This is a genomic window from Sphingomonas sp. PP-CE-1G-424, assembly GCF_004341085.1.
Classification (GTDB): Bacteria; Pseudomonadota; Alphaproteobacteria; order Sphingomonadales; family Sphingomonadaceae; genus Sphingomonas.
Genome location: NZ_SLXW01000009.1, coordinates 31,229 through 55,707, shown reverse-complemented (window position 1 = coordinate 55,707; position 24,479 = coordinate 31,229). Strand labels below are relative to the sequence as shown.

Annotated in this window: 21 protein-coding genes and 1 tRNA gene; 7 read left to right on the top strand and 15 right to left on the bottom strand. The window is 63.3% G+C overall.

The window, feature by feature from the left end; translation table 11 throughout:
- Nucleotides 1-66: 66 nt before the first annotated feature.
- From C8J43_RS19285 to C8J43_RS19275, 3 genes are all read right to left on the bottom strand, one after another.
- Complete coding sequence (locus tag C8J43_RS19285) at nucleotides 67-846, bottom strand: M12 family metallopeptidase (RefSeq protein WP_165899692.1); 780 nt, start codon at nucleotides 844-846, stop codon at nucleotides 67-69.
- Nucleotides 847-1,624: 778 nt separating this feature from the next.
- A complete protein-coding gene (locus C8J43_RS19280) occupies nucleotides 1,625-2,692 on the bottom strand; it encodes an aldo/keto reductase (protein WP_133032244.1) in 1,068 nt (355 codons plus the stop codon).
- Between the two features lie 36 nt (nucleotides 2,693-2,728).
- Entirely contained in the window at nucleotides 2,729-3,127 is a 399-nt protein-coding gene (locus C8J43_RS19275; protein ID WP_133032243.1) for a hypothetical protein, read from the bottom strand.
- A 92-nt stretch (nucleotides 3,128-3,219) separates the two neighbouring features.
- Between C8J43_RS19275 and C8J43_RS19270 the strand changes: the two genes are divergently transcribed.
- A complete protein-coding gene (locus C8J43_RS19270) occupies nucleotides 3,220-4,152 on the top strand; it encodes an AraC family transcriptional regulator (RefSeq protein ID WP_133032242.1) in 933 nt (310 codons plus the stop codon).
- A 95-nt stretch (nucleotides 4,153-4,247) separates the two neighbouring features.
- Here the strand turns inward: C8J43_RS19270 and C8J43_RS19265 are convergent, their stop codons facing one another.
- Complete coding sequence (locus C8J43_RS19265) at nucleotides 4,248-4,685, bottom strand: helix-turn-helix domain-containing protein (RefSeq protein WP_133032241.1); 438 nt, start codon at nucleotides 4,683-4,685, stop codon at nucleotides 4,248-4,250.
- Between the two features lie 70 nt (nucleotides 4,686-4,755).
- On the opposite strand from C8J43_RS19265, the gene C8J43_RS19260 reads away from it, so the two are divergent.
- The 4 genes from C8J43_RS19260 to C8J43_RS19245 all read left to right on the top strand — a co-directional run bounded on the left by C8J43_RS19260 (nucleotide 4,756) and on the right by C8J43_RS19245 (nucleotide 7,952).
- Nucleotides 4,756-5,712 (top strand): aromatic alcohol reductase, encoded by a 957-nt coding sequence (locus tag C8J43_RS19260; RefSeq protein ID WP_133032240.1) that lies wholly within the window; start codon nucleotides 4,756-4,758, stop codon nucleotides 5,710-5,712.
- 505 nt (nucleotides 5,713-6,217) lie between these two features.
- The gene (locus C8J43_RS19255; RefSeq protein ID WP_133032239.1) at nucleotides 6,218-6,787 is read left to right on the top strand and encodes a hypothetical protein; all 570 of its coding nucleotides are present in this window, start codon (nucleotides 6,218-6,220) and stop codon (nucleotides 6,785-6,787) included.
- Nucleotides 6,787-7,008, top strand: a complete 222-nt coding sequence (locus C8J43_RS19250) for a helix-turn-helix transcriptional regulator (RefSeq protein WP_133032238.1) — start codon at nucleotides 6,787-6,789, stop codon at nucleotides 7,006-7,008. The genes C8J43_RS19255 and C8J43_RS19250 overlap by 1 nt, the downstream gene beginning before the upstream one ends.
- 47 nt (nucleotides 7,009-7,055) lie before the next feature.
- Nucleotides 7,056-7,952 carry a retroviral-like aspartic protease family protein gene (locus tag C8J43_RS19245; RefSeq protein WP_165899691.1) on the top strand — a complete coding sequence of 299 codons (897 nt, stop codon included), beginning with the start codon at nucleotides 7,056-7,058 and terminating at the stop codon, nucleotides 7,950-7,952.
- Between the two features lie 438 nt (nucleotides 7,953-8,390).
- On the opposite strand, the gene C8J43_RS19240 is transcribed toward C8J43_RS19245, so the two are convergent.
- From C8J43_RS19240 to C8J43_RS19220, 6 genes are all read right to left on the bottom strand, one after another.
- On the bottom strand, nucleotides 8,391-8,906 hold the full coding sequence (locus C8J43_RS19240) for a hypothetical protein (protein WP_133032236.1): 516 nt from the start codon (nucleotides 8,904-8,906) through the stop codon (nucleotides 8,391-8,393).
- A gap of 477 nt (nucleotides 8,907-9,383) precedes the next feature.
- Nucleotides 9,384-10,370: a FecR domain-containing protein gene (locus C8J43_RS19235; RefSeq protein ID WP_133032235.1), complete on the bottom strand. Its 987-nt coding sequence runs from the start codon at nucleotides 10,368-10,370 to the stop codon at nucleotides 9,384-9,386.
- Nucleotides 10,367-11,101, bottom strand: a complete 735-nt coding sequence (locus C8J43_RS19230) for a sigma-70 family RNA polymerase sigma factor (protein ID WP_243645688.1) — start codon at nucleotides 11,099-11,101, stop codon at nucleotides 10,367-10,369. Before C8J43_RS19230 ends, C8J43_RS19235 begins: the two co-directional genes overlap by 4 nt.
- Nucleotides 11,102-11,294: 193 nt before the next feature.
- Nucleotides 11,295-11,984 (bottom strand): site-specific integrase, encoded by a 690-nt coding sequence (locus tag C8J43_RS22630; protein ID WP_347812523.1) that lies wholly within the window; start codon nucleotides 11,982-11,984, stop codon nucleotides 11,295-11,297.
- Nucleotides 11,981-12,520, bottom strand: a complete 540-nt coding sequence (locus C8J43_RS22625) for an Arm DNA-binding domain-containing protein (protein ID WP_347812522.1) — start codon at nucleotides 12,518-12,520, stop codon at nucleotides 11,981-11,983. The genes C8J43_RS22630 and C8J43_RS22625 overlap by 4 nt, the downstream gene beginning before the upstream one ends.
- A gap of 164 nt (nucleotides 12,521-12,684) precedes the next feature.
- A tRNA-Thr gene (locus C8J43_RS19220) sits at nucleotides 12,685-12,760 on the bottom strand.
- Nucleotides 12,761-12,972: 212 nt separating this feature from the next.
- On the opposite strand from C8J43_RS19220, the gene C8J43_RS19215 reads away from it, so the two are divergent.
- Both C8J43_RS19215 and C8J43_RS19210 read left to right on the top strand, forming a co-directional pair.
- Nucleotides 12,973-14,112, top strand: coding sequence for a hypothetical protein (locus C8J43_RS19215; protein WP_133032234.1), 1,140 nt, complete (start codon nucleotides 12,973-12,975; stop codon nucleotides 14,110-14,112).
- 76 nt (nucleotides 14,113-14,188) lie between these two features.
- Nucleotides 14,189-18,805: an NAD-glutamate dehydrogenase domain-containing protein gene (locus C8J43_RS19210; protein ID WP_133032233.1), complete on the top strand. Its 4,617-nt coding sequence runs from the start codon at nucleotides 14,189-14,191 to the stop codon at nucleotides 18,803-18,805.
- Nucleotides 18,806-18,962: 157 nt separating this feature from the next.
- On the opposite strand, the gene C8J43_RS19205 is transcribed toward C8J43_RS19210, so the two are convergent.
- The 5 genes from C8J43_RS19205 to C8J43_RS19185 all read right to left on the bottom strand — a co-directional run bounded on the left by C8J43_RS19205 (nucleotide 18,963) and on the right by C8J43_RS19185 (nucleotide 24,464).
- Nucleotides 18,963-20,075 (bottom strand): PepSY-associated TM helix domain-containing protein, encoded by a 1,113-nt coding sequence (locus C8J43_RS19205; RefSeq protein ID WP_133032232.1) that lies wholly within the window; start codon nucleotides 20,073-20,075, stop codon nucleotides 18,963-18,965.
- Between the two features lie 154 nt (nucleotides 20,076-20,229).
- On the bottom strand, nucleotides 20,230-20,913 hold the full coding sequence (locus tag C8J43_RS19200; protein WP_133032231.1) for a Fe2+-dependent dioxygenase: 684 nt from the start codon (nucleotides 20,911-20,913) through the stop codon (nucleotides 20,230-20,232).
- The gene (locus tag C8J43_RS19195; protein WP_133032230.1) at nucleotides 20,907-21,653 is read right to left on the bottom strand and encodes a tetratricopeptide repeat protein; all 747 of its coding nucleotides are present in this window, start codon (nucleotides 21,651-21,653) and stop codon (nucleotides 20,907-20,909) included. The genes C8J43_RS19200 and C8J43_RS19195 overlap by 7 nt, the downstream gene beginning before the upstream one ends.
- Before the next feature lie 7 nt (nucleotides 21,654-21,660).
- Nucleotides 21,661-24,147 (bottom strand): TonB-dependent receptor, encoded by a 2,487-nt coding sequence (locus C8J43_RS19190; RefSeq protein ID WP_133032229.1) that lies wholly within the window; start codon nucleotides 24,145-24,147, stop codon nucleotides 21,661-21,663.
- A 74-nt stretch (nucleotides 24,148-24,221) separates the two neighbouring features.
- Nucleotides 24,222-24,464, bottom strand: coding sequence for a ribbon-helix-helix domain-containing protein (locus tag C8J43_RS19185; protein WP_133032228.1), 243 nt, complete (start codon nucleotides 24,462-24,464; stop codon nucleotides 24,222-24,224).
- Nucleotides 24,465-24,479: the final 15 nt, after the last annotated feature.

Here is a 24,479-nt window from a genome sequence, read left to right as displayed (position 1 = left end):
ATTTGGCGTCCGCCACCAGCCTTTGAAATCAAGGCGGCGCTGTAGCCGCCTCGATCTCGATTGAGGTCATTTGGGATAGCACATTCCGCAAAATTGATGATCAAGCGGGTTAATATCGACGCCGCCGGGGATCGGTCGGCCGGTTTTAGTGAGCTGCCCGGGGATCTGGTAACACATGATCGACTGCGCATCCTCGTACGGCGTTCCAAACAGTGACGATTCTTCCAGTGGCGTCAGCACTTGGGCAACGACCTCTTCGCGCGTCCACCCTTGCGTGGCGCCGAAGTACGCGACGGTTTTCTCGACATCAAGCTGCTCCACCAGTTCGCGCCGCATGTGTTCGTGCGGCATGCCAAGGGTGTGCCCCGTCTCGTGCCGCACGACACGGTAAAACTCACTGTCGCGGGTATTCATTGTAAAGCCCTGCAGATTCATCGTTTGCTGGTCGGGATCGATGAGCAAAATGTCCGTGCCAAGATAGGACCAGTAGCCATCGGGTTCGCGCGCTATTCGAACTTGTCCTTGGCTGTGAGTCTCGGTGAAAGCAACATTTCCTTGATCACCCCAAGCGTTCATGTGCCCCAATATACGCTTCCGAAGCGCACTGTCAGGATTGTCCATAAATTGCACCGAGAGACGAACATCGTTCGTTCTCCATCGCTTAGTTGTTAGGACAGAGATATAGGGGTGAATTAGCCCCTCGGAGGACGAAATCTTCAGCATGCGTTCAACTGGTGGACGATTGAGCGGGTTAATTTTGATGGCGTGTATCGCTGCTTTGAACCTCATATCTGAGCCTAAGCCCTTCGGCGTGCAAACTAGTTCAGTTTCTTCATCGGCGGACATAGCATTTCTCCTAACACGACTCGACCCGACCATAAAATACTCAGTAAGTTGTCGATGTGGTATACTGATATGTCAGTTGCCGATGATCTCTTTACATGCTATATTGATCTATAACTTTTTTTGAGCACGCCTACTTTTCGAAACAAGACACGCTCGAAATGCGGCCTTAGTCCTAGCGGAGGCCAAAAATCTTAATTAAACATTCGTCAGAATTCGACGGAGATGATCACCTAATTCCGATCAGCCTGATCGAATCGGTATCTTTGGCGTTATGCGTTTCCTGCGACGCCAAATTAGTGTAGACACCATGCCGTTTTCAATTTACAAGTTCTTGGCATATGCCCGAGCGGGATCATTAGCTTGACGACCCGCGATGTGCCCAATACCGCCCTAAGTGCGGAAAGTGCGGTGCAGGTGGTAGAGAAGACGCTCTTGATATGTCAGCGCGGCCCGAATTCATATCGGCCTTTGGTGACCCAGTTCCGGGTACTCAGGCCGCCTAACCCTCTTCCCAACTTCCGACGTTGGTTCATCTTTGCGAATGACCGATTTTGAAGTCTGGCTATCCAGTCGCGAATGTTGTGATGAGAGGAAGGTTTACCGTCCGTTATTGTGAAGCAGATGGCGTTAGCTGACGCCACCTGACGGTGGGGACTTTCCTGAAAGAGATTGGCGCTTTGGGAATGTCGAGTTCGAATAGATTAAAGGGTAGCTTCCAGAGAACAGGCGATTAGGAGTGTTTCCCGGCAGGGTCTGTGAACGATCAAGGCAATCCCGTTTAACGCGGCCGCTCGCCAAGCGTCCAATTTGGTCCGTCGAAGGGATAGCCAGCCGGAACACGGCCTGCAGCGTTGTAGCTCTGGATCCATCCTGGATAGGAAGCAGGAATTCGGCTGGCCTCATCGAGCAGATCGAGATCTTCCTTATTAAGAACGAGGTCGAGAGCCGACAGGTTCGCGGCCAGCTGATCAGGACGTTTGATGCCAACGATGACGCTGGTGACGGCTGGTTTCGCCAACAGCCACGCCAGCGCGATCTGAGCGGGTTCGCTTTTCCGCCGCTGCGCTACTGCTTTCAGTCCGTCGATCATGTCAAATGTGCGTGCTTCATCGACGGGTGGAAAGGCGATCTTTGCCCGGCGCGCCGAGGCATCGCTGTTGCCATGCCGATCGAACTTGCCTGACAGCAGACCACCCGCAAGCGGGCTCCAGCATAGCAGGCTCAGCTTCTGGTCGGTCACCGCCGGAATTACCTCGGCTTCGACGTCGCGGCCTGCGATCGAATAGAAGGACTGGATAGAAACAAACGGTTCGAGGCCCGCGCGCGCGGATACGCCCAGTGCCTTCATTAGCTGCCACGCGGCAAAGTTGGAGCAGCCGATATGGCGTACCTTGCCCTGCCGCACGGCGTCGTCGAGCGAGCGCAACATCGTCTCGATCGGCGTGAATGGATCGAACGTATGTACCTGATACAAGTCGATATGGTCGGTCTTGAGGCGGCGCAAGCTTCCTTCGAGAGAGGCCATGATGCGCCCGCGCGACTGCCCGATATCGTTCGGTCCGCGACCCGCTTTGCTGCTGACCTTGGTCGCGAGAACCACATCGCTGCGACGCTCTTTCAAGACTTCGCCCAGCACCGTCTCTGAGCCACCCCCGCCGTACACATCGGCCGTGTCGATAAAGTTGATACCGGCGTCGAGCGCCATGCCGACGATGGCGTCCGCTTCGCCTGCCGACAGGCGACCGATCGCGTTGCCGGCCGGATTGTCTGCGCCGCCAAATGTCATGGCGCCGAGGCAGAACCGGGATACGAATAGCCCGGTTTGGCCAAGTTGTTCATATTGCATCGTCAATTCCTTGATTGGCCGCAGCCCGAAATGGTTTCACGCCAGTTTTTCGATACCCATATCGATACGGGCAGAGGCGATGCGCCCATCGCGCAGGACAAAGTGTTCCCGCCAGTCGTGGTTAGAATCGGCGATGCGCGAAACGCCCGCGATCGGCTCGCGAAACACGATCGTACCCGTCACCTTCACCTCGACATCGGTGCCGTTATCGAGCACCTGCTCAAATCCGCGGTCGTCGCTGTTGTCATAGGATCGCGACCATTCCCGAACCGACTCGACATAGGCATCGACGCCATCGAGCACCTGCCAACCGCGATGGTCGCGGCTTTCGACATGCACGTCGGGCAGCATCAACTGGCTCTGTGCCTCTCGAAAGGCATCGAAGTCGGGCAGCAGACCGTAGTTACGGAAGAATGTCGAAATGACAGGGTTCATAGTGGGGTCCCCGGTATGAGAAGGCGATAGCGTCCCATCAAAACGCTTATTCGGCTGTTGTGTGCCGGCGCATAAGAGCCCAAAACGCTCCTATGCGTAGCTCACAGTCCAAAATCGATCCGTTATCCGAGGTACTGACGACTTTCACGCTGCAACGCGTCGTCTCGGCGCGCTTCGAGGCGGCCGAGCCGTTTGCACTTCGAATGCCTGCATATGACCACGTCAAGATCGGCGCCGCGATCGACGGTGCGTTCGATCTGCAAATCGTCGGCTCGTCAGAGGTCGTACGGATCGAACAAGGCGATTGCTACCTGCTGACGGACGGTCGCGCCTATCGCACATCTTCTGTCAGTGCCGACCCCCTTGATGACATCGATGCCGCGGGATTGTTTGCAGCGAACAAAGGGGCGGACGGTGTGGTTCGCTGGGGTAGCGGTTTGGCGATGACGATAGTGATCGGAGCCCGGTTCGTCTTTGATACCATTGGGCTGGAATGGCTGCGATCAAGCGTGCCGAACCTCATTCATATCGCCGCACATATGCCTGCCGCGGCCCCGATCCGCGCTACGCTGGCGTTATTGGCGGCAGAAGCAGTTGATGCCGGACCAGGGCAGGGGCTCATCAGCGAACGACTGTCCGATGTGCTTCTCGTCCAGGCACTGCGCGCCCATTTGCAATCCGGTGGGACGACTGTTGGATGGTTGTCCGGCCTGTCCGATCCTCGCATCGCTCGCGCGCTGGAAAACTTCCACAGCACTCCAGGTGAAGCCTGGTCAGTCGATAGACTGGCAAAGGCTGGCGGCATGTCCCGATCGGCGTTCAGTGAGCGTTTTCTCGCCCGCGTCGGTATGACGCCGATGGCGTATGTGAGCGCATGGCGAATGCAACGCGTCCGCCATGCGCTCGCTACCAGCGACCGGGCGTTTGCCGATATCGCAGCGCAAAACGGATTTTTATCTCGAACCGCCGCCAGTCGCGCCTTCCGGCGTCAGTTCGGGACCGCCCCACGTGATGCACGTCGATAACATGCCGACCATGTGAAAAAGATCAATGTTGACCACAGCCAATTTTCCAAAAGGGATGGTATATCGAAAAGCTAAGCCTGTAAGCCGATACGTCTTCAGGGCTCTTCTCCCGCGTGCTCCCGATCAAACAGTTCCCGTGATGTGCGAAAGCTGTCGACGTTCTCGACGATCCACGTCCACAGGGGGGCCATCCTGACCAGTAGCTTCAAGCCGGTTTCGGACAGAGCATATTCTACGTGGGGAACTACCTCCTCGAAGTCGTGACGCACCACTAATCCATCGCGCTCCAGATGGCGCAGCGTGCGCGTCAGCATCCGCTGTGTAATACCATGCATCCGTCGGCCGATTTCCGCATGGCGAAGCCGACCGTACACGCCGAGCGTATGGATGACACCAAGCGACCAGCGGTTGCCGGCATGGGCCAACACCTCGCGGCGAACCCCGTCGTCATCGTCCCGGAGGCCGTCGCAAACCGTTTGCGAATATCGGAGGATGTCCTCCTGGCTTAGAGATTTAACAGCAGTATCACGCATGTACCTATCTTTCGCGCTTGCCCGCGGCTTGCCAGATCACCGGCATCCAAGGGTGAAACGAGTTAGAACGATGAACGATACAGTCTCCACAGTGAAGTCGCGGAATATCCTCGTCCTGGGTGCCGGCGAGCTTGGCATGCCAGTGCTCCGCAATCTGGCGCGTCGCGCTAAGGGCATCGACGGTGCCAAGATCAGCGTCCTTCTCCGCGAGAGTGCCGTAGAGTCGGGCGATCCCTCCAAGCAGCGTGACATTGCTGAAATCCGCGAAGCGGGGATCCAGATCGTTCTCGGCGACCTAGTGAACGATACGATCGATGAGCTGGCATCGCTCTTCTCGGACTACGATACGGTGATCGGCTGCGCAGGCTACGCAGCGGGGATCAACACGCCGATGAAGCTCGCCAAGGCCGCACTGCAATCCGGTATCCCGCGCTATTTCCCGTGGCAGTTCGGCGTCGACTTCGAGGCGATCGGCCGCGGCGGGCCGCAGGACATCTTCGATGCCCAGCTCGACGTCCGCGAGCTGCTACGCTCACAAGACAAGACCGAGTGGGTCATCATCTCGACGGGCATGTTCATGAACTACCTGTTCGATCCGGACTTTGGTGTTGTTGATCTGGAGAATAGCGAAGTCCACGCGCTCGGCAGCCTTGATACCGCTGTGACGCTGACGACGCCGGATGACATCGGTGTGCTGACCGCCGGGATCGTGTTCTTCGAGCCGACGATCCGCAACGAGATCGTCTTCCTGGCCGGTGACACCGTCACCTATGGCGAGGTCGCGAACAAGTTGGAGGTGGCACTGGGCCGGCCCTTCAAACGGTCGGTTTGGACCGTGCCTTTCCTGATGGAAGAGCTAACGAACGATCCGAAAAACATGATGCGCAAATACCGCGCCGCCTTCGCGATCGGTCGCGGTGTGTCGTGGCCGAAGGCGGGCACGTTCAATGATCGGCAGGGTCTTCCGGTCACCGACGTTGCGGCCCTGATCAATGCCGATCTGCGAGGCGCTCAACAGGAAAAGTGATGTCGGCGGGGTGGCTAAAGAGACCTTCCCAAAACGAAACCATAACGAGACAGTCGCCTCGACGCTCGCGCCGACAGACGTCCGAAGCAACCCTTTTTCCAAAACCTGTTCCCGATTGCTCTTTACCGAAACGACCTGTCGGAGACGGAGAAAAGGGAAAGATCGCGCTTAACGAATGGCTGTTACCGGACGTCCGGATCGATTACCTGAACGGTCAGGTGTGGGTGAACGCGCCCTGCGCTACGGCTTCCGGCCAGACGCGGACGCTCAGAGCATCGGTCAGCTCCCCAACTTCGGCCCCTTGTTCATGTCCGCGGCCAGCGGGGCGTTAGGGCGGCGAGCCCTCCCTCTGACCGCCAGGCTTTCTCAAAAGGGATCGGACTTCGAGAATGGGGTGGCTGAATAAGAATCGAATTAATTATTGCTAGACAATAACTCGAGGTGCATGGAATGCCTGATTGGAGGCAGAATGATTCGGCGTCAGACGAAGGCGGACAGTGGCGAAATGCCCGCAACGACCGATAGGCTTGCGCGCCGGGGACGGTTGTTCTTTGTAATCGCGTCCGTCGTGATGGCGCTGATGGCGGCAACCGCCGCGCTTCAGGTTCTCATGCTGCTTTTCCGTGCCGGGGATCGTGCCGGTATGATGAACGGCGGTTTTTCCTTCATCGTCACGCCCGAGGATCAGATTGGGATACCGGCCGGCTTCGTGGCGATCTCGCGCTATGCGATCTGGCAATCGACCTTGGCGGCGGGCCTGCTGACGTTGCGCCTGATCCCCGGGCTGGTGATCCTATCGAATCTGACCGGCCTTTTTCGCCTTTATGCCCGACGCCTGATCTTCACCGCCGACAATGAAGTGCTGATGCGCCGGATCGCGTGGGCGCTCATCGCTTATGCCGTAGTTCCGCTTGTCACTCATGCCACCCTCTATTTCGCTGGCATGAGCCCTGTCGCCGTCAAGCTGGAACTCCGCCAGCTCGACGCGGCGGTCCTGGGCACCCTCTTGTTCGCGTTCGTGAACGTCGTCGCCTTCGGTTCGGAGATCGAGCGCGACCGTGCCGGGTTCTTTTGATGGCGATCGTCATCCGACTGGACGTGATGCTCGCAAGGCGAAAGATGCGGTCGAAAGACCTAGCTCGGGCGATCGGCGCGACCGAGGCGAACCTCTCGCTGTTCAAATCGGGCAAGGTCAAAGGGCTCCGCTTCGAAACGCTGGAAGCGATATGCCGTCATCTCGACTGCCAGCCCGGCGACCTTCTCGAATACGACCCCGATACCCCTACCGGCACTTGAACTAGCGGCCGTCAGCCGCCCTTTCACACTCAATGATGGAGAAACCCATGCGTCCGATTTCCGCGATTGCTGCCTCATGGGTGCTGCTCAGCACCTATGCAGGAGCATCCGTCCTTCTCACCCCGGCCGGGGACGGCCACCTGGTCGTTCCGGCTTTCGTCAATGGGAAGGGGACCGTCCCCTTCATTCTTGATACCGGGGCGGACGGGTCCGGTGTCTATGACTGGTTCGCGAAGCAGCAGCGTCTTCCCACCGGCGCGGCGACCAGCGTGATGGGAATGACCGGCGCCGCAATGATGGCAACCTATCGCCTTCATAGCCTTACGCTGGATGGCCGGACGATCCGTGATGTCGAAGCGACGGGACTTCCTGATCGCAAGGACGCCGCGATCACCGCCGGAGTCGCCGGCAACGACCTCATGGATGGCTCGATCGCAACGTTCGACTATCCGTGCCGCACGGTGACGCTCACGCCCAAGCCGGCATCCATGCGGAAACTGGTTTCGCCCAAGGCCGTGATGATCGAGGGGGGATCGGTTCTTGAAGGAACGCAGCTCACGTTCCCCGTCACCCTCAACGGCGCCACCGGGACGGCAATTCTCGACACGGGGTCACGCGGCACACAGGTGAACGGGCTATTTGCCCGATCGGCGGCTCTCGATGTGAACGGTTCCGCCTTCGGTGCCGGCGAAACCCTCTATGGGGTAGCGTTGCGCGCAACAGAAACGCGGGAGGGCAAAGTCGATAGCGTGTCCTTCGCGGGCAAAACGATCAGGGGCCTGACGGTCCGCGTCGCCGATCTGGCTGTCTTCAAGACCTGGGGACTGGAGAAAAAGCCGACCATGATCTTCGGCATCAACGCGATGCAGGGACTGCGGGTGGTCTACGATCATCAGGCGAAGCGGTTCTGGTTCGATCGCTCCCGATGCGGGGTATCAGCATGATCCAGTGCGACGGGTAGCGATCGGAGCGGCTTTAGCTTTCCCGATTAGGAACGTCTGGCGGGAACCTCGCTGCCTCGATCGCCCTGACGGCGCCTGCGGGTATCGCTTTCTCAAAATCTGTTCCCAATTGCTCTTTCTCGAAATGGCCAATCGGAGACGGAGAAACGGGAAAGATCGCGCTTAACGAATGGGCGAAACTCCCCGCCAGCATGAGGCTGGCAAGACCCACATGCAGTCATTCAGACCTGCTTGACCCGCTCCCAGCTTCGGACGCTCGTTAATATGACATGCTCGGAGGACTACGCAGCCACATGACCGGCGCGGAAACGGCTAGAAGTGAGACGAAGCCGCTGCTCAGGTATCAGGCGACGAAGGGTGGCTACTGGCGCGGAGCGGACGCAAGGCTTGATTGCCGAGCAAGCTCAGACTTCGCAAGTCTCACTCTTCCATCTCGTCGCATGGATCATCGGGACGTTCCTCGAGAGCCATATAGCTCAGCGGGAGGGCGAGACGATGCTGCCTGGGGAAGACTGCGAGCATCCAAGGCGTCTCGAGGTATTCGTCCGTCTCGGCGCGGTCCTCGTCCGCAGTCATCGAGCCGTAGGAATCGGAATTGCCCTTCTTCCAATTGGCGCCATGCGCATCGTAGCGATCAGCTATTTCCTCGAAGTAGGAGGTGTCCTCATCGTGCGCTGGACGTTGCACGCCGTAGGCATCCACGAGCGCTCCGTCGGGGCGCTGGACCAGAAAATGGTTGATTCCTAGCTCTAGGATAGCCCAGCCCGACAGCTCGTGGATGCGCTGGGCAAGCAGCGCGCATTGCCCGTGGGCCCAGATTTGTACGTCGCGCTCGGTCGCTTCCGGATCGGCGCTATGCTTCGCGACGACCGAGTAATCCTGGCCAACGATCACCGGATCGGCGGCACCTTGGTGCTGCGCTGGATGGCGGTACACGAACCGCGCGCCTGCCTGGTGCGGGCAGAGCATTGCCTTGAGCTTGCTCTCGATTTCCGTTCTGCGCACTGGTCCGGGATTGATGTCGGCCTCGAACCAGACTGCGGTCCATTCATCGATGCCAGTTCGGCCAAGCGTGGCGATTTCAGAAGGACTGCGCGCTCGACCGTATAAGCCCCTTCTAGCGCGGGCGCCCGTCGGCCTCGCACGAGGGACGCCGGCACGAGAATGTTTCGACGAGACGCAAGCGCGACGGCGCGCAACGACTTGCCGAGCGCCTGCGTAGGCAGGGCATAGATCGCAGTTTCAGGTTGCCCGGCATATGCGTTAGGCACCGCCGCGACGATAAGGGTCGCGCTTCCCAGCGCGAGCGAAAGCGCGTCGCGCAGGCCGGTATGTCGCATCGATGGTCCCCTTTTTTCGGCTCGCAGTGTGCGGTGCCGTTCAAAGAGGACGACGACGGTGTCGCGCCCTACCCTACGCTTTTTTCACGACGGTCAGCACGATCGTGCCACTCGGCCGCTTGATGAGCGACAGGGAGAACATGTCGGCGACGGCTGGGGCGAAACCATCTGGATCGGAAGCCCGGAATGCGCCGGTGATCCTGAACTCTCCTATTTCGCGGTCCGGGAATTCGATCTGGCGGCTATTGTAGCGGTTGATCGCGGCGATCGCGGCGGCAAGGCGCGCGCGGTCGAACGACAGCATGCCGCGAATCCAGCCCAGTTCGCCCGGCTCCACCCGCCCGAGTGACGAAACGCCGTGGGCCGGGTCGAAGACAGCTTGTTGCCCTGACGCGATCCGGGTTGTCCCGCCATCTGGTCCTGAGAGCACCACGTCCTCCCGCCACGCGACCACACGGACAAATCGATCGTCCTGCGCGACATCAAACTGCCCCTCACCGGTGACGAGCGTACCGTTCGGCGCTGTGACGACAAGGCCCGCGTCACCGCGCGCTACGTGGAAACGGACGCGCCCCTTGATCAATCGAACCTGAAGCCCTGTTTCGGCGTCGGTGACCGCGATGGCCGCGCCGGCATCCAGCGTGACACGCGCACCGTCGGCGAGCGTTACGGTGTGAACCGCCCGGTCGCTGCTCGCATATTCGTGGATTGCCGGCGGTGTTCCCGGACTCCCGAGCCGCCCCATCGTTAGCACGCCGATTGCGGCGAAGAGCAGGAGCGAAGCGGCGATCACAGCATAGCGGACCGCCGGGCGACGGGACCATATAGCGGCACGACGAAGGTCGCGCCCTCGGCCGAGCGCCGTGTTGGTCAGGAACGCGCTCTGGTCCCAACGTTGCAGCAGCCGCGCATAGGCCGCGTCGTTTTCGGGATCCGAGGCGCGCCACACGTCAAGGTCGTCTGCCCATTGCGAGGCGTCAGATCCGCGCATCCTTGCGAACCAGCCCTCGGCATCGGCCGGCGCGCGGTCACCCGCGGCTTCGCCGCGCCCGTCACTCATCGGGCGGCCAGGACGCGATCGACGAACGCGATTGCCTGAGTCATGTGCTTTTCGACGCCTTTCACGCTCAGTCCTGTCCGCCGAGCGATCTCTACATAAGAATAGCCATCGATGCGATGCGCGAGGAATATCTCCCGGGTCCGCGGCTTCAGGCGCTGTAGTGCGCGTTCGAGACGGCGGAGCATGTCGCGCGCTTCGAGAGCCGCGATCTGGTCGGGTGCGCAGGGGTCGATCTCGTCGACGGGTACGTGGTGGGCAGAGGCGCGTCGGAGCTCGGTCCTGGCATCGTCGAGCGCGAGATTGGCAGCGGATCGCTGCAGATAACCGGCGGGGTTGACGATATCCACCCGTGTCTCCGGGCTGAGCCCGGCGAAGCGAGCGAACACCCGCTGGACGAGATCGCCCGCATCGTCGAGAGACGTACGGCGGCGGAAGAAGCGCAGCAGGCTCGGGCGCTGCTCGCGATATAGTAGGTCGATCGGCGACGGGCCTGCGTGAATGACTCGATCGTCCGGCGTGAGCGGATCGCCTTCGAGCAACGCGCGCTGGTGGGGCATGCCCGCGCTCAACGCCTTGCCCCCATCCGGTTGGCTGAACTGGCTTCCTGCTGGTTCGACCGTATCTGCACAGCGCCTCACCTTCGTCCGCGAGGCGACGCCGGCGACGAGCCGGGTGTAGAGAACATGCTTGAGACATGCGCCGCTGCCTTTGGCCGCAAGCGGCTTGGACATGCGCAACGGCCACCCGGCCGGCTCGATGGCGGGTCATTTCATCCCAAGCGAGGTTCTCAAGCCTCGGCGCCGCTTCCGCAGCGCCCGAGCAGATTAACGCATCGATCCAGATAGGCAATATGCAAGTATTAAGTCGATCATTGCGCTCGTTTGAAAAGGCCGCCGATGTGTTACTTGTTCATCCTGAACTGCTTTACCCGCTACTTGCGCGGAAAGCTGAGCGCAGAATCTCGGCACCGTCGCGAAGCTGGTCGAGATAGTCGCACCACCATTGTGCCATCCTGACCCGTTCCGCCCAATGTGCGCCTCGATGATACGCCGCTCGCACCCGATCGACGCCCTTGTGCGCAAGCACCCGCTCGATGGCATCGGGATGCCAAAGGCCCGATTCATTTAGCAGCGTACTGGCGGTCGAGCGGAAACCATGACCGGTCATCTCGTTCGCATCATAGCCCAATCGCCGCAGCGCCGAGTTGATCGTGTTCTCGGACATCGGCCGCAGCGAAGTGTGGTAGGCCGGGAACATAAAATTCCTGGGATTGCCCACTGCCCTGAGCTGCCGGAACAGCGCCACCGACTGCGTAGACATCGGCACGACATGAGGCCGGCCCATTTTCATCCTGTCCCCCGGAATGCGCCAGACAGCTTCGTCCAGATCAAGCTCGGACCATTCCCCCTTTCGCAATTCTCCGGGCCGAACGAAAAGCCGGGGCGCGAGCATGAGGGCGATCTTGGTCTCCGGGCGACCGTCGTAATTGCCGATGGCCCGCATCAGTCCGCCGAGCGCGACCGGATCGATGATCGCCGCATGATGCTTCACAGTAGGCGAAGTCAGCGCCCCGCGCAGCACGTCGGCGGGATTGGCATCGGCGTGCAACGTCACCACGGCATATCGGAAAACCCGCCCCGCGAACGCCCGGCTCGCTGCGCTGATTCGTGATGACCTCTGCCCTCAATCTTCTTGAGCGCAGAAAGTAGGTCGTGGGGCGTGATCTCCCGGACCGGACGATGTCCGAGGTCGCGATCGAGCAGGTCGCGAAACCACTTTGATTTGACGATCGTGGCGGGGGCTTTGCCGTCCCTTTCCATCTTCTCGATATATTCGTCGGCGACTAGGCGGAAGGTATTCGCCTTCGACAGAGCCGCTTCGACCACGGCCTTGCGCTTTGCGTCAGCCGGGTCGATTCCATTCGCGAGTTGCCGCCGGGCGTCCTCGCTTTTCAGGCGGGCCGCCTTTAGCGAAATTTCCGGGAACTGCCCGAAAGAGAGCTTCTTCTCAGCGCCGCGGAACCTGAATTTGAGTTTCCACAGCTTTGTGCCGGAAGGGGGGATGAGCAAGTACAGCCCGTTCTCATCGGCCACTTTGTAGGGAGCAGCTCTCGGCTGTAACGCACGGATTTCTGCGACTGTCAGCGCCATCTGGGGGCCTCCAATTTCGTCTAAAATCACGAGGCCCCCACATCGGCCCCCGAATCGGTCGGATTGGGGAGAACAGATACGGAACGCTGCGAACAGCCTCTGGTCGATTTTACCAGGATTTCAGCGACTTTGCGAGGTTATTTAGGGCCGCCCTGGACCTATAATGGTGCCGCTTACAGGACTCGAACCTGTGACCCCCGCATTACGAATGCGATGCTCTACCAGCTGAGCTAAAGCGGCCCGACGACGGACGTATCCGGTCGAGGTCGCGGCGAATACCAAGGGATTTGCGGGCTGACAAGCGGTTTGCGTCTTTACCGGGCGTTTACCAAACGGCGTGCAAAAGCAGGGCTGAAAAACGGGGGCCCTTGGGCATGGATACGGTACGCGGCCTGGACAACGAACGCAGCGAGGGTCCAGATGGTCCGGTCGCTCGCGGAGGATATGATGCAGTGAGTTCGGGGAGTTCGGGTTTCGGAAATTCGGGTTCTGGGAGTTCCGATTTCGGAAGTTCGGATTTCGACGGCACGGACCGCGCGACGTCCAGCGATGCGCGTCATTCGACCGATGCGGGCGTCAACGACGTGATGTTCGATCTCGGCGGCGATGAGCGGCGGATGCACGTGCGCGCGTACAACCACTGGGTGTCGCTGCTGAAGGACCGCCCCTACCCGTCGATCGCGGATCTCGAGCCAGAGACGATCACCGATTTCGGCCCGCACAGCGTGCTGCTGGATTTCAGTCGCGGCATGGGCGACCCCCGGATCGCGTATCTCGGGCGTGCGCTACGCGAGGAATGCGGGCTCGAGGGGCCGATCGCGACGATCGCGGACGTGCCGAGCCGCTCGCTGCTGACCGATCATTATCTCCAGATCATCGCCAATCGCGCACCGATCGGTTTCGAGGCGGAATTCGTCAGCAGCCGGGGGCGGACGACGCTGTACCGCGGCATCCTGATGCCGTTCGCATCGGGCGGGGTGACGATCGACTTCATCTACGGCGTGATCAATTGGAAGGAACTCGCAGACGCCGATCTGCAGGCGGCGCTGTCGGCCGAACTGGATGCGGCGGTTCAGGGCACGCCGCGGATCTCGGGTGCGGCCGCGCAAGTCTGGGCCGATGGCCCGAGCGGCGGGTTCGATATCATGCCGGCCGAGCCGATGCCTATGCCGGCGCTTGTCCTGGATGATCCCTTGCCGGCCGAGTATGTGCTCGCCGGTCCGCTCGGCGAGCAGCTGGCGATGGCGCGCGAGAGTGCGGCGCAGGTGCGGGCTGCCGAAGCGCGCAGTCGTGCGGCGCTGCACCGTACGCTGGGTCGGGCGCATGATCTCGCGGTGTCGACCGAGCATGACGAGGGCGATTTCGCCACGCTGTTCGCCGCCGCCTGCCTGCCCGGCCAGACGGACGTCATGATGCAGATCGTCACGCTGGTCTTCGGCGTCAATTTCGAGGCGACCCGGCTGGAGACGTTCGCGGCGGTGCTGCGCCACGCGCAACGGCATCAGGTGCCCGCAGGAGGTTTTGCAAGCTTTCTCGGCGGCTTGGATGGTGATCTGATCGCGATCGCAGTCGCCGAACACGCCGCATCTTAGGTGCGCCGCAGCATTCGCCTTCGCACCTGCCACAAGGGTTGAGATAGGCGAATTGCGGGCGCATAGGCCCTGACCTATGGCGAACCAATCGTTGAACACGCTCACCGAAACCCTCGCGGGCCGGCTGACCGAACGGGCCCTTCCGGGCGAACTGAGGGACTTCGGAGCGAGCGAGGTCGCGCAGGCCGCGGCGTTCGTCGCAGCGACCGCCGCGCACCGCGACGACGGTGCGCCGGCGATCGCGATCGAGCCGATCAGCGCGGATGACACGCGGCGGCGGATGCGCCTCGCGATCGTCAACGACGATATGCCGTTCCTGGTCGATTCAATCGCCGCGGCGATCGGCGCGCAGGACATCGCGGTCGATCGAATCATCCACCCCGTCGTCCGTACGACACGCGCGCCAGATGGCACGCTGCACGCGATCGACGCCGACGGCCAGGGTGCAGGTCGACCCGAATCGATGATCTATCTCGAGATGGAGCGCGCCGATGCGCGCGACCGTCGAGGGCTGATCGAGGATCTCACGGCTGTATTGGCCGACGTCCGCGCGGCGGTGACCGACTGGCGTGCGATGCAAGCCGCGCTCGACGACGATATCGCCAAGCTGTCCGAGGGCGAAGGCGCGGCGCTGTTGCAGTGGTTCCTGGGCGGGCATCTGACGCTACTCGGACATCAGATCTGGCATCGTGACGGGAGCGGCCATGCCGCGCTCGGTATCGCGCGCAACGAACACCGCGTGCCGATTCTCGCCGAAGCCTCGCGCGCACTGGCGATCGAATGGTTCGAGGCGGGCAACGACGCGCCGTTGTTGCTGAAGTCGAACCTGATCTCGACCGTACACCGCGCCGTGCCGCTCGACCTGGTCGTCGTGCCGGTGATGGAGGGCGCGACGGTCGCCGGGCTGTCGATATACAGCGGGCTGTGGACCAGCGCCGCGCTGGCCGCGATGCCGCGCGACGTGCCGGTGTTGCGCACGCGCCTTGCGGCGATGAAGGCCAAATTCGGCTTCGATCCGCGCGGTCATGCCGGCAAGGCGTTGACCCACGCCTTCACCGCACTCCCGCATGACTTGGTGATCGCGTTCGCACCCGATGCGCTGGAGGATCTGGCGCTGACGGCGATGAGTATCGCGGATCGGCCGCGGCCGGCGCTCGTGCTCGTCGAATCGGCGCTCGGGCGGCATCTGTTCGGGTTCGTGTGGCTGCCGCGCGACGATGTCACCACCAGCCGCCGCGTCGCGATCGGCGACATGCTGGCCGAAGCGGCGAATGCGAGCGTGCTCAACTGGTCGATCGCGCTGGAAGACGGCGAGGTCGCGATGATCCGCTACACGCTCGATCTGCGCGGCGATGGTCGGATGCCCGACGTCGCCCCGCTCGCGCTCCGGTTGCAACGGATGGTGCGCGGCTGGGTGTCGGACGTCGAGGCCGCTCTCGTCGAGACGTTGCCACCGCCGCGTGCGGCGCGTCTTGCGCTCAAATGGGCCGCGGCGTTCCCGCAGAATTATCGCAACCTCAGCACGCCCGCGGAGGCCGCCGAGGATATCCAGCGCATCGCCGCGCTTGCCGACGCGGATGCGCGCGGCGTGCGCCTCGTTCCGGGCGAAGCCGGCGCCGATCCGCAGTTGAAGATCTACAAGCTCGGCGGCGCGTTGCCGTTGTCCGACGCGGTGCCGGTGCTGGAGAATTTCGGCTTCCGCGTGATCGGCGAACTGCCGACGCGGTTGCGCGACGACAGCGTGCCGTTCGTGCATGATTTCGTGCTGGAGGCGAACGATGCCGCGCAGCAGAGCGACGCGCCCGTGCTTGAAGGCGCGATCGCGGCGGTCCTGGAAGGCGCGGCCGAGAACGATGCGTTCAACCGGCTGATCGTCGAACTCGGCATGCGTCCCGAGGCGATCGTGCTGTTCCGCGCGTGGTTCCGGTATCTGCGCCAGGCGGGGCTTCCGTATGGCCTGACCACCGTGGTCGATGCACTCCGCCGCGCGCCGAAAGTCGCCGCGGCGTTGATCGCGCGCTTCACCGCGGTCCATCATCCGGAGCACCCGGGTAACGCGATCGAGGCGGATCAGGCGATCGAAGCCGGGCTCGATGCAGTCACGGCGATCGACGACGACCGTATCCTGCGCGCGTATCGCAACCTGATCGCGGCGACTCTGCGCACCAACGCGTTCACGCTCGCAGCGTCGGAGGCGCTCGCGTTCAAGCTCGACAGCCATCTGATCCCCGGCCTCCCTGCCCCCGTGCCGTGGCGCGAAGTCTGGGTCTATTCGCCTCGCGTCGAGGGCATCCACCTCCGCGCCGGTCCGGTCGCACGTGGCGGCCTGCGCTGGTCCGATCGTCGCGACGATTTCCGCACCGAGATCCTCGGGCTGATGAAGGCGCAGCGCGTCAAGAACGCGGTGATCGTGCCGACCGGCGCGAAGGGCGGATTTTATCCCAAGCAGCTCCCTGCCCCGTCTAACCGCGACGCGTGGCTGGCCGAAGGCACGGAGAGCTACCGGATCTTCATCCGGACCTTGCTGTCGATCACCGACAACATCGTCGAGGGCAAGGTCGTGCATCCCGAGGGCGTGACGATCCTCGACGGCGAGGACCCGTATTTCGTCGTCGCCGCCGACAAGGGCACCGCGACGTTTAGCGACGTGGCCAACGCGCTGGCGCTCGAACGCGGCTATTGGCTCGGCGACGCGTTCGCCTCCGGTGGCTCTGTCGGGTACGATCACAAGGCGATGGGGATCACCGCCAAGGGCGCGTGGCTGAGCGTCCAGCGGCACTTCGCCGAACGCGGGCTCGACGTGCAGAGCGAGAGCATCACCGTGGTCGGCTGCGGCGACATGTCGGGCGACGTGTTCGGCAACGGCATGCTGCTCTCGAAGACGCTGAAGGTCATCGCGGCGTTCGACCACCGCCACATCTTCCTCGATCCCGATCCCGATCCGGCGACCAGCTGGGAAGAGCGCAACCGGATGTTCGCGCTGCCGCGGTCGAGCTGGGCGGACTACGACACGAGCCTGATCTCGAAGGGCGGCGGCGTGTTCGCGCGCACCGCCAAGGTCATCAAGCTGTCGCCGCAGGTGCAGGCTGCGCTCGGCGTGACGGTGAGCGAGATGGAGCCGGGCGCTTTGATCTCGGCGATCCTCAAGGCGCCGGCGGACCTGCTCTGGTTCGGCGGCATCGGCACCTATGTGAAGGCGGCGTCGGAGGCGAACGTCGCGGTCGGCGATCCGGCCAACGACCGGCTGCGTGTCAACGCCGAGGACCTGCGCGTGATCGCGATCGGCGAGGGTGCCAATCTGGGCGTCACGCAGGCGGCGCGTATCGCGTTCTCGGCACGCGGCGGGCGGATCAACACCGATTTCATCGACAATTCGGCGGGCGTCGACTGCTCGGATAACGAGGTCAACATCAAGATCGCGCTCAACCGCGAGATGATCGAGGGGCGGCTGGAGTACGAGGACCGCAACACGCTGCTCGCCAGCATGACCGACGACGTCGCGCACCTGGTGCTCGAGGACAACCGCCTCCAGACGCTGGCACTGTCGATCGCGGAAGCGGACGGCGCGGTCGCCATGCCGAGCTATGTCCGCGTGATCGAGATCTTCGAGGGCACCGGGCGGCTCGATCGTGCGGTTGAGGGGCTGGCGTCGAACGACATTTTGCTGCGTCGCGGTCAGGACGGTCTGGGCCTCACGCGGCCTGAGCTGGCGGTGCTGCTGGCGACCGCCAAGCTCGGGTTGCAGGATGCGATCGAGCATAGCGACATCGCCAAGGACGATGCTTTGAAGCCCGACCTGCATGCCGCATTCCCTGCCGCGATGCGCGCGCGGTTCGAGACGGCGATCGACGAGCATCGGCTGCGGCCGGAGATCGTCGCGACCAAGCTCGCCAACCGGATCGTCAACCGCCTGGGCATCCTCTACCCGTTCGAACTGGCGGAAGAGGAAGGCGCGGCGATGGGCGATATCGCGGCGATGTTCGTCGTCGCCGAGCGCCTGTTCGACCTGCCTGCGTTGTGGGCGGAGATCGAAACGGCCGTAATGCCCGAGGCTGCGCGGATTGCATTGTTCGATGAGGTGGCGGTCGCGACTCGCTCGCAGATCGCCGACCTGTTGCGCGTGTCGGCGCCGGGCGCCGTGCCGGGCGAAGTCCTCGCGCGGCTGGCGAAGGGGATTACGCAGCTCGACAGCCAGACCGCGGCGTTGCTGCTCGAAGAGGCGAGCGCGCAGAGCAGCCGTATCGCGGCACAGCTCGAGGCGGTCGGTGCACCGGGCGATCTGGTGCGCAAGGTAGTGCGCCTGTTCGAGATGGACGGTGCGGTCGGGCTGGCGGATCTCGGCGAGCGGATGGCGCTCGACGAGGCGATCCTCACACGCGCGTTCACGCATCTCGGGCAGGCGCTCGGGCTTGACTGGGCGCAGGCGAATGCGGCCCGGATCAGCCCGACCGATCCGTGGGAGCGGTTGCTGATCGCGGGCTTGGCGCGCGATTTCCAGCAGCTACGGCTCGAATTCCTCGCCCGCCGCGGCGCGCAGGATCCTCAAGGTGCGGTGGATACATGGCTGCTGACGAACGCCACGCGTGTTGCGCAGTTCAAGGCGGTCATCGACCGCGCTCGCCACGCGGCGGTGCCCAACGCGGCAATGCTAGCGCAGATCGCCGGGCAAGCACGGGTATTGTTGGGGCGGTAACTTAACCCCTCTCCCCTGCGGGGAGAGGGAGGGGCCCGCGTGCTCTTGCGCGTGGGAGGGTGAGGGGAATGAGGCTCGGGGCGAAAATCCCACCCCCCCCTCACCCTCCCGTCGCGAGAGCTCCTCCTTCCCTCTCCCCGAAGGGGCGAGGGAAAGCTTACGCCGCCCGCCGCGCCGCCAGTTCCGCCTTCCACCCCCTTGCGCGCCACCACATGATCACCCCGGTCACCGCCAGCACCGCCGGCAATATCCCGCCGAGAAAGATAACCACCTGCCACAGCGTGCCCATGTCGGTGCCGTCATGGATCCGCCGCATCCATCGCGCCACCCCGCCCTGCGGCCGCGCGGGGGCAGCGGTCGCGCCGCCGGTGTCGTCGGCGATCTTCACCCCAACCGGCGTCGTCCCGCGGGCGAACGTCACGGTCCAGTCGGCGCTGAGATCGGTCGGCCATGCGACACTGCGGAGCGGCGCGCCACCCGCCAGGACGCGCGCCTTGCCGATCGCCACGGCGAGCGGTTGCGCCGGCTTGGCCAGTGGTTTCGCGCGCATCATAGCGCCGCGATCGGGACCGCCTCTGGGCCGCGACGCCTCCCCCGTGATCTTCCCGAAGAATTGCGGGAACGAGATCCACGCGCCGGTCAGCGACAGCACGAACAGCGGCAGCACGATCCAGAACCCGAACAGGTGATGCAGGTTGGTATCGACATTACGATGTCGCCGGAACCGCAGCCCGCGCGACCATTTGCCCACGGTCGGCCACCACAGCCACAGCCCGGTAAAGCACGACACCATCATCGCCACGCCGATCCAGCCGACGATCGAGCGCCCTACGCCGGGCAGTTGCAAGCTGCCGTGCAGCACGTGCAGAAACCGCACGAGCCCACCGTTCGACGGGGACACCTCCAGCACGCGCGCGGTCGGCGGATCGAGATACACCATCGTCCGCTGCGGCGGTCCCGGCCGCTTGGATACGGTCCCGACGGCGGCGGCGGCGGCAATGACGACCGGCCCGCCGTCCTCGGGCATCGTCAACTGCGCGATCCGTTCGCCGTGCGTGAGCCGCGCCGCCGCCGCCGCGACATAGGCGTCCGGGCCGAGCACCGTCGTTCCCGACACCGCATAGCGCGTCGGATCGACGATCCGGTCGAGCGCGTCATGCCACACCAGCGCCGCGCCGCTGAGCGACAACGGAATGATCAGGATCGCGAGAATCAGCCCGATCCACTTGTGGACCTGAAACCACGCCCGCCGCATCGCCAAATTACTCATCGAATATTCCCCCGTTCGTGGAGCGTGGCATGGCAGGCGTACGCAAGTCCATCCTTCCCCTCCCCGTCATCCTGACGAAAGTCAGGACCCAGGATCACGGGCGTTACGCCGCTTGGCTCTGGGTCCTGACTTTCGTCAGGATGGCGGACCGTGCTCAGACATCCGCCCAGCGACGCAGCAGGTTATGGTACACCCCAGTCAGCCGCACCGTCGCCGGATCGCCCTGCCCTTGCGCGGCTGCGACCGCCTGCACGCCCTGGTCGAGATCGAACAGGATCCGCCGCGCGCCGTCGTCGCGGACCATCGACTGCAACCAGAAGAACGACGCGATGCGCACACCGCGCGTGACCGGTGCGACGCGGTGCAGGCTGGAGGCGGGGTACACTACCATGTGCCCGGCCGGGAGCTTGACCGATTGCGGGCCGAACTGGTCCTCGATCACGAGTTGGCCGCCGTCATAGGTCTCGGGATCGGCGAGGAAGAGCGTGGCGGACAGGTCGCTGCGGATGCGGAAGTCGGAGCCGCGCTTGATCCGGATCGCAGTGTCGACGTGGAGCCCGAAATCCTGGCCGCCGGCATAGCGGTTGAACAGCGGCGGGAACACTTTCAGCGGCAGCGCGGCGGCGACGAACAGCGCGGAGCGGCCGAGCGCGTCGAGGATGATCCCACCAGCCTCGCGCGCTGCGCCGGAGTCCTCGGGCAGTTGCTCGTTGCGCTTGGCGAGCGCCGATTGCTGGCCGGAGGTCGCGTTGCCGTCGATCCATTCGGCCGCATCGATGACGCTCCGCACTCGTGCCACTTCCGCCGGATCGAGCACCTCGGGAACGGCGATCAACATGCCGCACCTTCACGCAATGCGGCCACGCCAGCAGTGCGGAACGCGGGAATATCGCTAGCCGCCAGCCATGCTACGGCCTTGTCCCGAAACGCCGCGTTGCCCCGCGCGCCGGCTTGTTTCAACCAGACCAGCGCCGCGTCGACATCCCCCGCCGCGCCCAGCATCCGCGCGTGATTGAAGCATCCGCGGAAATCGCCGCCCTCCGCTGCCCGTGCATAGCATTCAGCGGCCCGCACCAGATCGCGCTCGCACGCCCAGCCGTCTTCCGCAAAACTGCCGACGAAGTTGATCGCCTTCGCAATGGCGAGCCCCGAATCCATCCCCGCGACCGTCTCCAGCAACGCCAATGCCGCCGGCTTGTCTTCGGCGACACCCTCCCCCAGCGCGAGCAGCGTCGCGTAATTATACATCGCCCAATCGAGCCCGCGCTCGGCGGCGATCCGGTAGCATTGCGCCGCGCGCGCCTTGTCGACGGCCGTGCCCCAGCCGAGATCGTAGCACCGTCCGACCATGTTGAGTGCCATCACGTGATGCTGCGCCGCCGCCTTGGTGAACCACCCAAGCGCCGCTACCGGATCGGCCACGACGCCGATGCCGTCGAGCAGCATCTGCCCGTAAACCGCCTGCGCCTCCGCCACGCCCGCATCCGCTGCCTCGCGCACGAACGCCGCGCGCTCCTCCGGGCTTCCGGAGAGGCGCGCGGCGATGGCGCCGGGCGTGAGGGTATCGATCGCCGTCATATCATCCTCAGAACCGCAGGTTCACCGTGCCGAAGATCGTGCGACCGGCCGCAAGCGTCGCATAGTGGCTGGCATAGGTCTGCGAGAAATAGGTCTTGTTCGTCAAATTCTGCGCATTGACGCTGAGGTCGACATTGTCGGTCAGCTTGTAGCTCGCGCGTGCATCGAAGCGCCAGTAGTCGGGCGTGCTGCGCGTCAGGACCTTGGTCGCCGGGTTGACCGACACGACCCCCGCCGCAGTCTGCGTCGCGGTGCGGTTGTCGGCATAGCCGCCGATCTGCTCGTCCATGTACAGAGCCGTGCCGCCGATCTGAAGCCGCTTGGTCACGGCGACGTTGGTGGTCGCGGTGAAGCTGTTCTTCGCGGTCTGCGGGACCTGCTTGCCGGTGTTGACCGACACGACGCCGATCGTCCGGGCCGGCTGGATGACGGTGGTAACGCCGTTCGCGGTGCGCGTGATCGCCGGCGCGGTCAGGATCGTCGAGCCGCCGTCGATGATCTTCGGATCGAGATGCGTGAACCCGCCGAAGACGGTCCAGCCTGGCAGGATCGTCCCGCTGACGTTGAACTCGACGCCACGGATACGGGTCTCGCCAATGAACGACGCGGTGTTCGAATCGTCGAGCACGCGCGCGTTCGAGATCTCGGTCTGGAACGCCGCAGCGCCAAGCTGGAGCTTCTCGCCGAACAGGCTGGCCTTCGCGCCGACCTCGTAGGACTTGGTCTTCTGCGGCTTCAGCAGGCTGAGCGTCGCGACCGTGATCGCATTATCCTCGCGGCCTTCGCCGAGCAGACTGTTGGGCGGCGTCGCGGCGGTCGCATAGCTTGCGTACAGGCTGGTCTCCGGCGTCGGCTTGAACACCAAGCCGGCCTGCCAGTTGAACAGGTTGTCGACGCGCTTGACCTTCGTTTGCGTCGCGCCCGGAAGGGTGATGGTGGATTCGAACCGATCGTAGCGCGCACCCAAGTTCAGGATCAGCGCCGGCATCAGCGTGATCGAATCAAACGCATAAACCGCCTTGGTATTGGCGTCGTTCTGGGTTTCGGCGGACGTCGCGCCCTTCACGATCGGGGTCGGCGTGGTCGACGTGTCGCTCGTGTAGTTCACCCACGGTGCGTTCGGGTTCGGATCGAACAGGCTCACGCAATAGGACCGCGCGATCGTCGCGGTGTTGCAGCGTGGCGAGATCGTCGATCCGTTGGCGGACACGAACGCGCCGCGGCGCGTCTTCTCCCATGAGATTTCAGTGCCGAGCGAGAAGCTGTGCTCGATCCCGCCGGTGTCGAACTTGCCGTACAGGTCGGTCTGGTCAACGATGCTCTCGCTATAGCCGTAGCGCGTGTTGCCGCGCGTCCAGACATAGCCGCCATTGGTCACGTTCGCGCCGGTGTTGGTCGCGGTGGTGCCGTAGACGTTGCCCTGGCTGTCGTCGGGCAACGTGAAGATGTAGCTCTGGTCGCTGTGCGTGTAGCGCGCGGTATTGCGCAGCGTGATGCCGCCGAAATCATGCTCGACGCGGATCGTCGCCTGATTGGTGTTGGCATCGCGGAAGTCGCGATTGGCCAAGCCGTAGAAGTTCTTGCGCGAGACGTAGCCGGTCTGGCCGCCGGCGGTCGTCACGGTGCCGAGCGCAGGCTGGGTCGAGATGTTGCCGGTGCCGGGGTGGTTGGCAATCGTATAGAGATACGGGATGCCGCTGTCGGGCAGTTCCTTGCTCTCCATGTGATAGAAGCTGGCGGTCAGCCGGGTCGGCGTGCCGAGCCCGACCGCGAACGACGGCGCGATGCCCCAGCGCTTCGCCCAGATCGCATCGCGCCCGGCGACGTCCTGATCGTGCCACATGCCTTCGATGCGGAACGCGGCGGTGTCGGAAATCTTGAGGTTCACGTCGCCGGTGATGCGCTTGTAGTCCGCCTCGCCGTAGCTGCCGCTGAGCGATCCAAAGTTCTCGAGCTGCGGCAGGCGCGACAGGATGTTGATCGTGCCGCCCGCCGAGCCGCGGCCGCCGAGCGTCGAATCCGAGCCGCGGACGATCTGCACCGAGTCGACCGCGAACACTTCGCGCGTCTGTGCGGCGAGATCTCGGACGCCGTCGACATAGATGCTGCCCTGGCTGTCGAAGCCGCGGATGAAGGGGCGGTCGCCGATCGGATTGCCACCCTCGGCCGCGCCGAAGGTGATGCCGGGCACGGTCCGCAGCGCGTCGGCGAGGCTGTTCGATCCGGTCTGTTCGATCACTTCCTTCGGCAGCACGATCACCGAGCGCGGCGTGTCGACCAGTGGCGCGACCTGCTTGGGGCCGGAGTCGCGCTCGCGCTGACCGTTGACGAGGATTTCGTCGCGTTGCTGTGCGTCGGTCACCGGTGCCGCGGGTTTATCGGCATCCGCCGCATAGGCCGGCGCGGTCGCGAAGGCGCCGACGCACGACAACGCGAGAAATGCTGGCACGGTGGACGAACGCGGCACGGATGCGCGCGGCGATGGTAGCGACATAGACAAACCCCTTTGCTCTTGAGGGGCTCGCTATTGAGAGTCGTTCGCACTGTCAACGCTAATGCGAGTAGTTCTCAACCTATATCATCGAACAGCCATGTTCTTAACGCGCTAGCTAGGTTCGGTGGATCGTCCGCGACGATGCGGATCGCGTCGATTTCGGCGACGAGCGCGGACAGCGGCAAACCGAGACGCACCGCTACGGCCTCGAGCGCCTGCCAGAAGACGGGCTCGAGGCTGATCGAGGTCTGGTGGCCGGCGATCGTGATCGAGCGCTTGACGGGGCCATGGAATCCCCCGGCCGGCGCAGCGATCACGCCGCCCGCCTAAGG

Excerpts from the sequence above, each read along its gene's own strand:
- C8J43_RS19195 (WP_133032230.1), bottom strand. The coding sequence starts at position 21,653 with ATGACGGCGATCGATACCCTCACGCCCGGCGCCATCGCCGCGCGCCTC.
- C8J43_RS19190 (WP_133032229.1), bottom strand. The coding sequence starts at position 24,147 with ATGTCGCTACCATCGCCGCGCGCATCCGTGCCGCGTTCGTCCACCGTG.
- C8J43_RS19235 (WP_133032235.1), bottom strand. The coding sequence starts at position 10,370 with ATGAGTGACGGGCGCGGCGAAGCCGCGGGTGACCGCGCGCCGGCCGAT.
- C8J43_RS19210 (WP_133032233.1), top strand. The coding sequence starts at position 14,189 with ATGGCGAACCAATCGTTGAACACGCTCACCGAAACCCTCGCGGGCCGG.
- C8J43_RS19250 (WP_133032238.1), top strand. The coding sequence starts at position 6,787 with ATGGCGATCGTCATCCGACTGGACGTGATGCTCGCAAGGCGAAAGATG.
- C8J43_RS19200 (WP_133032231.1), bottom strand. The coding sequence starts at position 20,913 with ATGTTGATCGCCGTTCCCGAGGTGCTCGATCCGGCGGAAGTGGCACGA.
- C8J43_RS19230 (WP_243645688.1), bottom strand. The coding sequence starts at position 11,101 with ATGTCCAAGCCGCTTGCGGCCAAAGGCAGCGGCGCATGTCTCAAGCAT.
- C8J43_RS19280 (WP_133032244.1), bottom strand. The coding sequence starts at position 2,692 with ATGCAATATGAACAACTTGGCCAAACCGGGCTATTCGTATCCCGGTTC.
- C8J43_RS19245 (WP_165899691.1), top strand. The coding sequence starts at position 7,056 with ATGCGTCCGATTTCCGCGATTGCTGCCTCATGGGTGCTGCTCAGCACC.
- C8J43_RS19205 (WP_133032232.1), bottom strand. The coding sequence starts at position 20,075 with ATGAGTAATTTGGCGATGCGGCGGGCGTGGTTTCAGGTCCACAAGTGG.
- C8J43_RS19265 (WP_133032241.1), bottom strand. The coding sequence starts at position 4,685 with ATGCGTGATACTGCTGTTAAATCTCTAAGCCAGGAGGACATCCTCCGA.
- C8J43_RS22625 (WP_347812522.1), bottom strand. The coding sequence starts at position 12,520 with ATGGCGCTGACAGTCGCAGAAATCCGTGCGTTACAGCCGAGAGCTGCT.
- C8J43_RS19275 (WP_133032243.1), bottom strand. The coding sequence starts at position 3,127 with ATGAACCCTGTCATTTCGACATTCTTCCGTAACTACGGTCTGCTGCCC.
- C8J43_RS19255 (WP_133032239.1), top strand. The coding sequence starts at position 6,218 with ATGCCCGCAACGACCGATAGGCTTGCGCGCCGGGGACGGTTGTTCTTT.
- C8J43_RS19270 (WP_133032242.1), top strand. The coding sequence starts at position 3,220 with ATGCGTAGCTCACAGTCCAAAATCGATCCGTTATCCGAGGTACTGACG.
- C8J43_RS19285 (WP_165899692.1), bottom strand. The coding sequence starts at position 846 with ATGTCCGCCGATGAAGAAACTGAACTAGTTTGCACGCCGAAGGGCTTA.
- C8J43_RS19260 (WP_133032240.1), top strand. The coding sequence starts at position 4,756 with ATGAACGATACAGTCTCCACAGTGAAGTCGCGGAATATCCTCGTCCTG.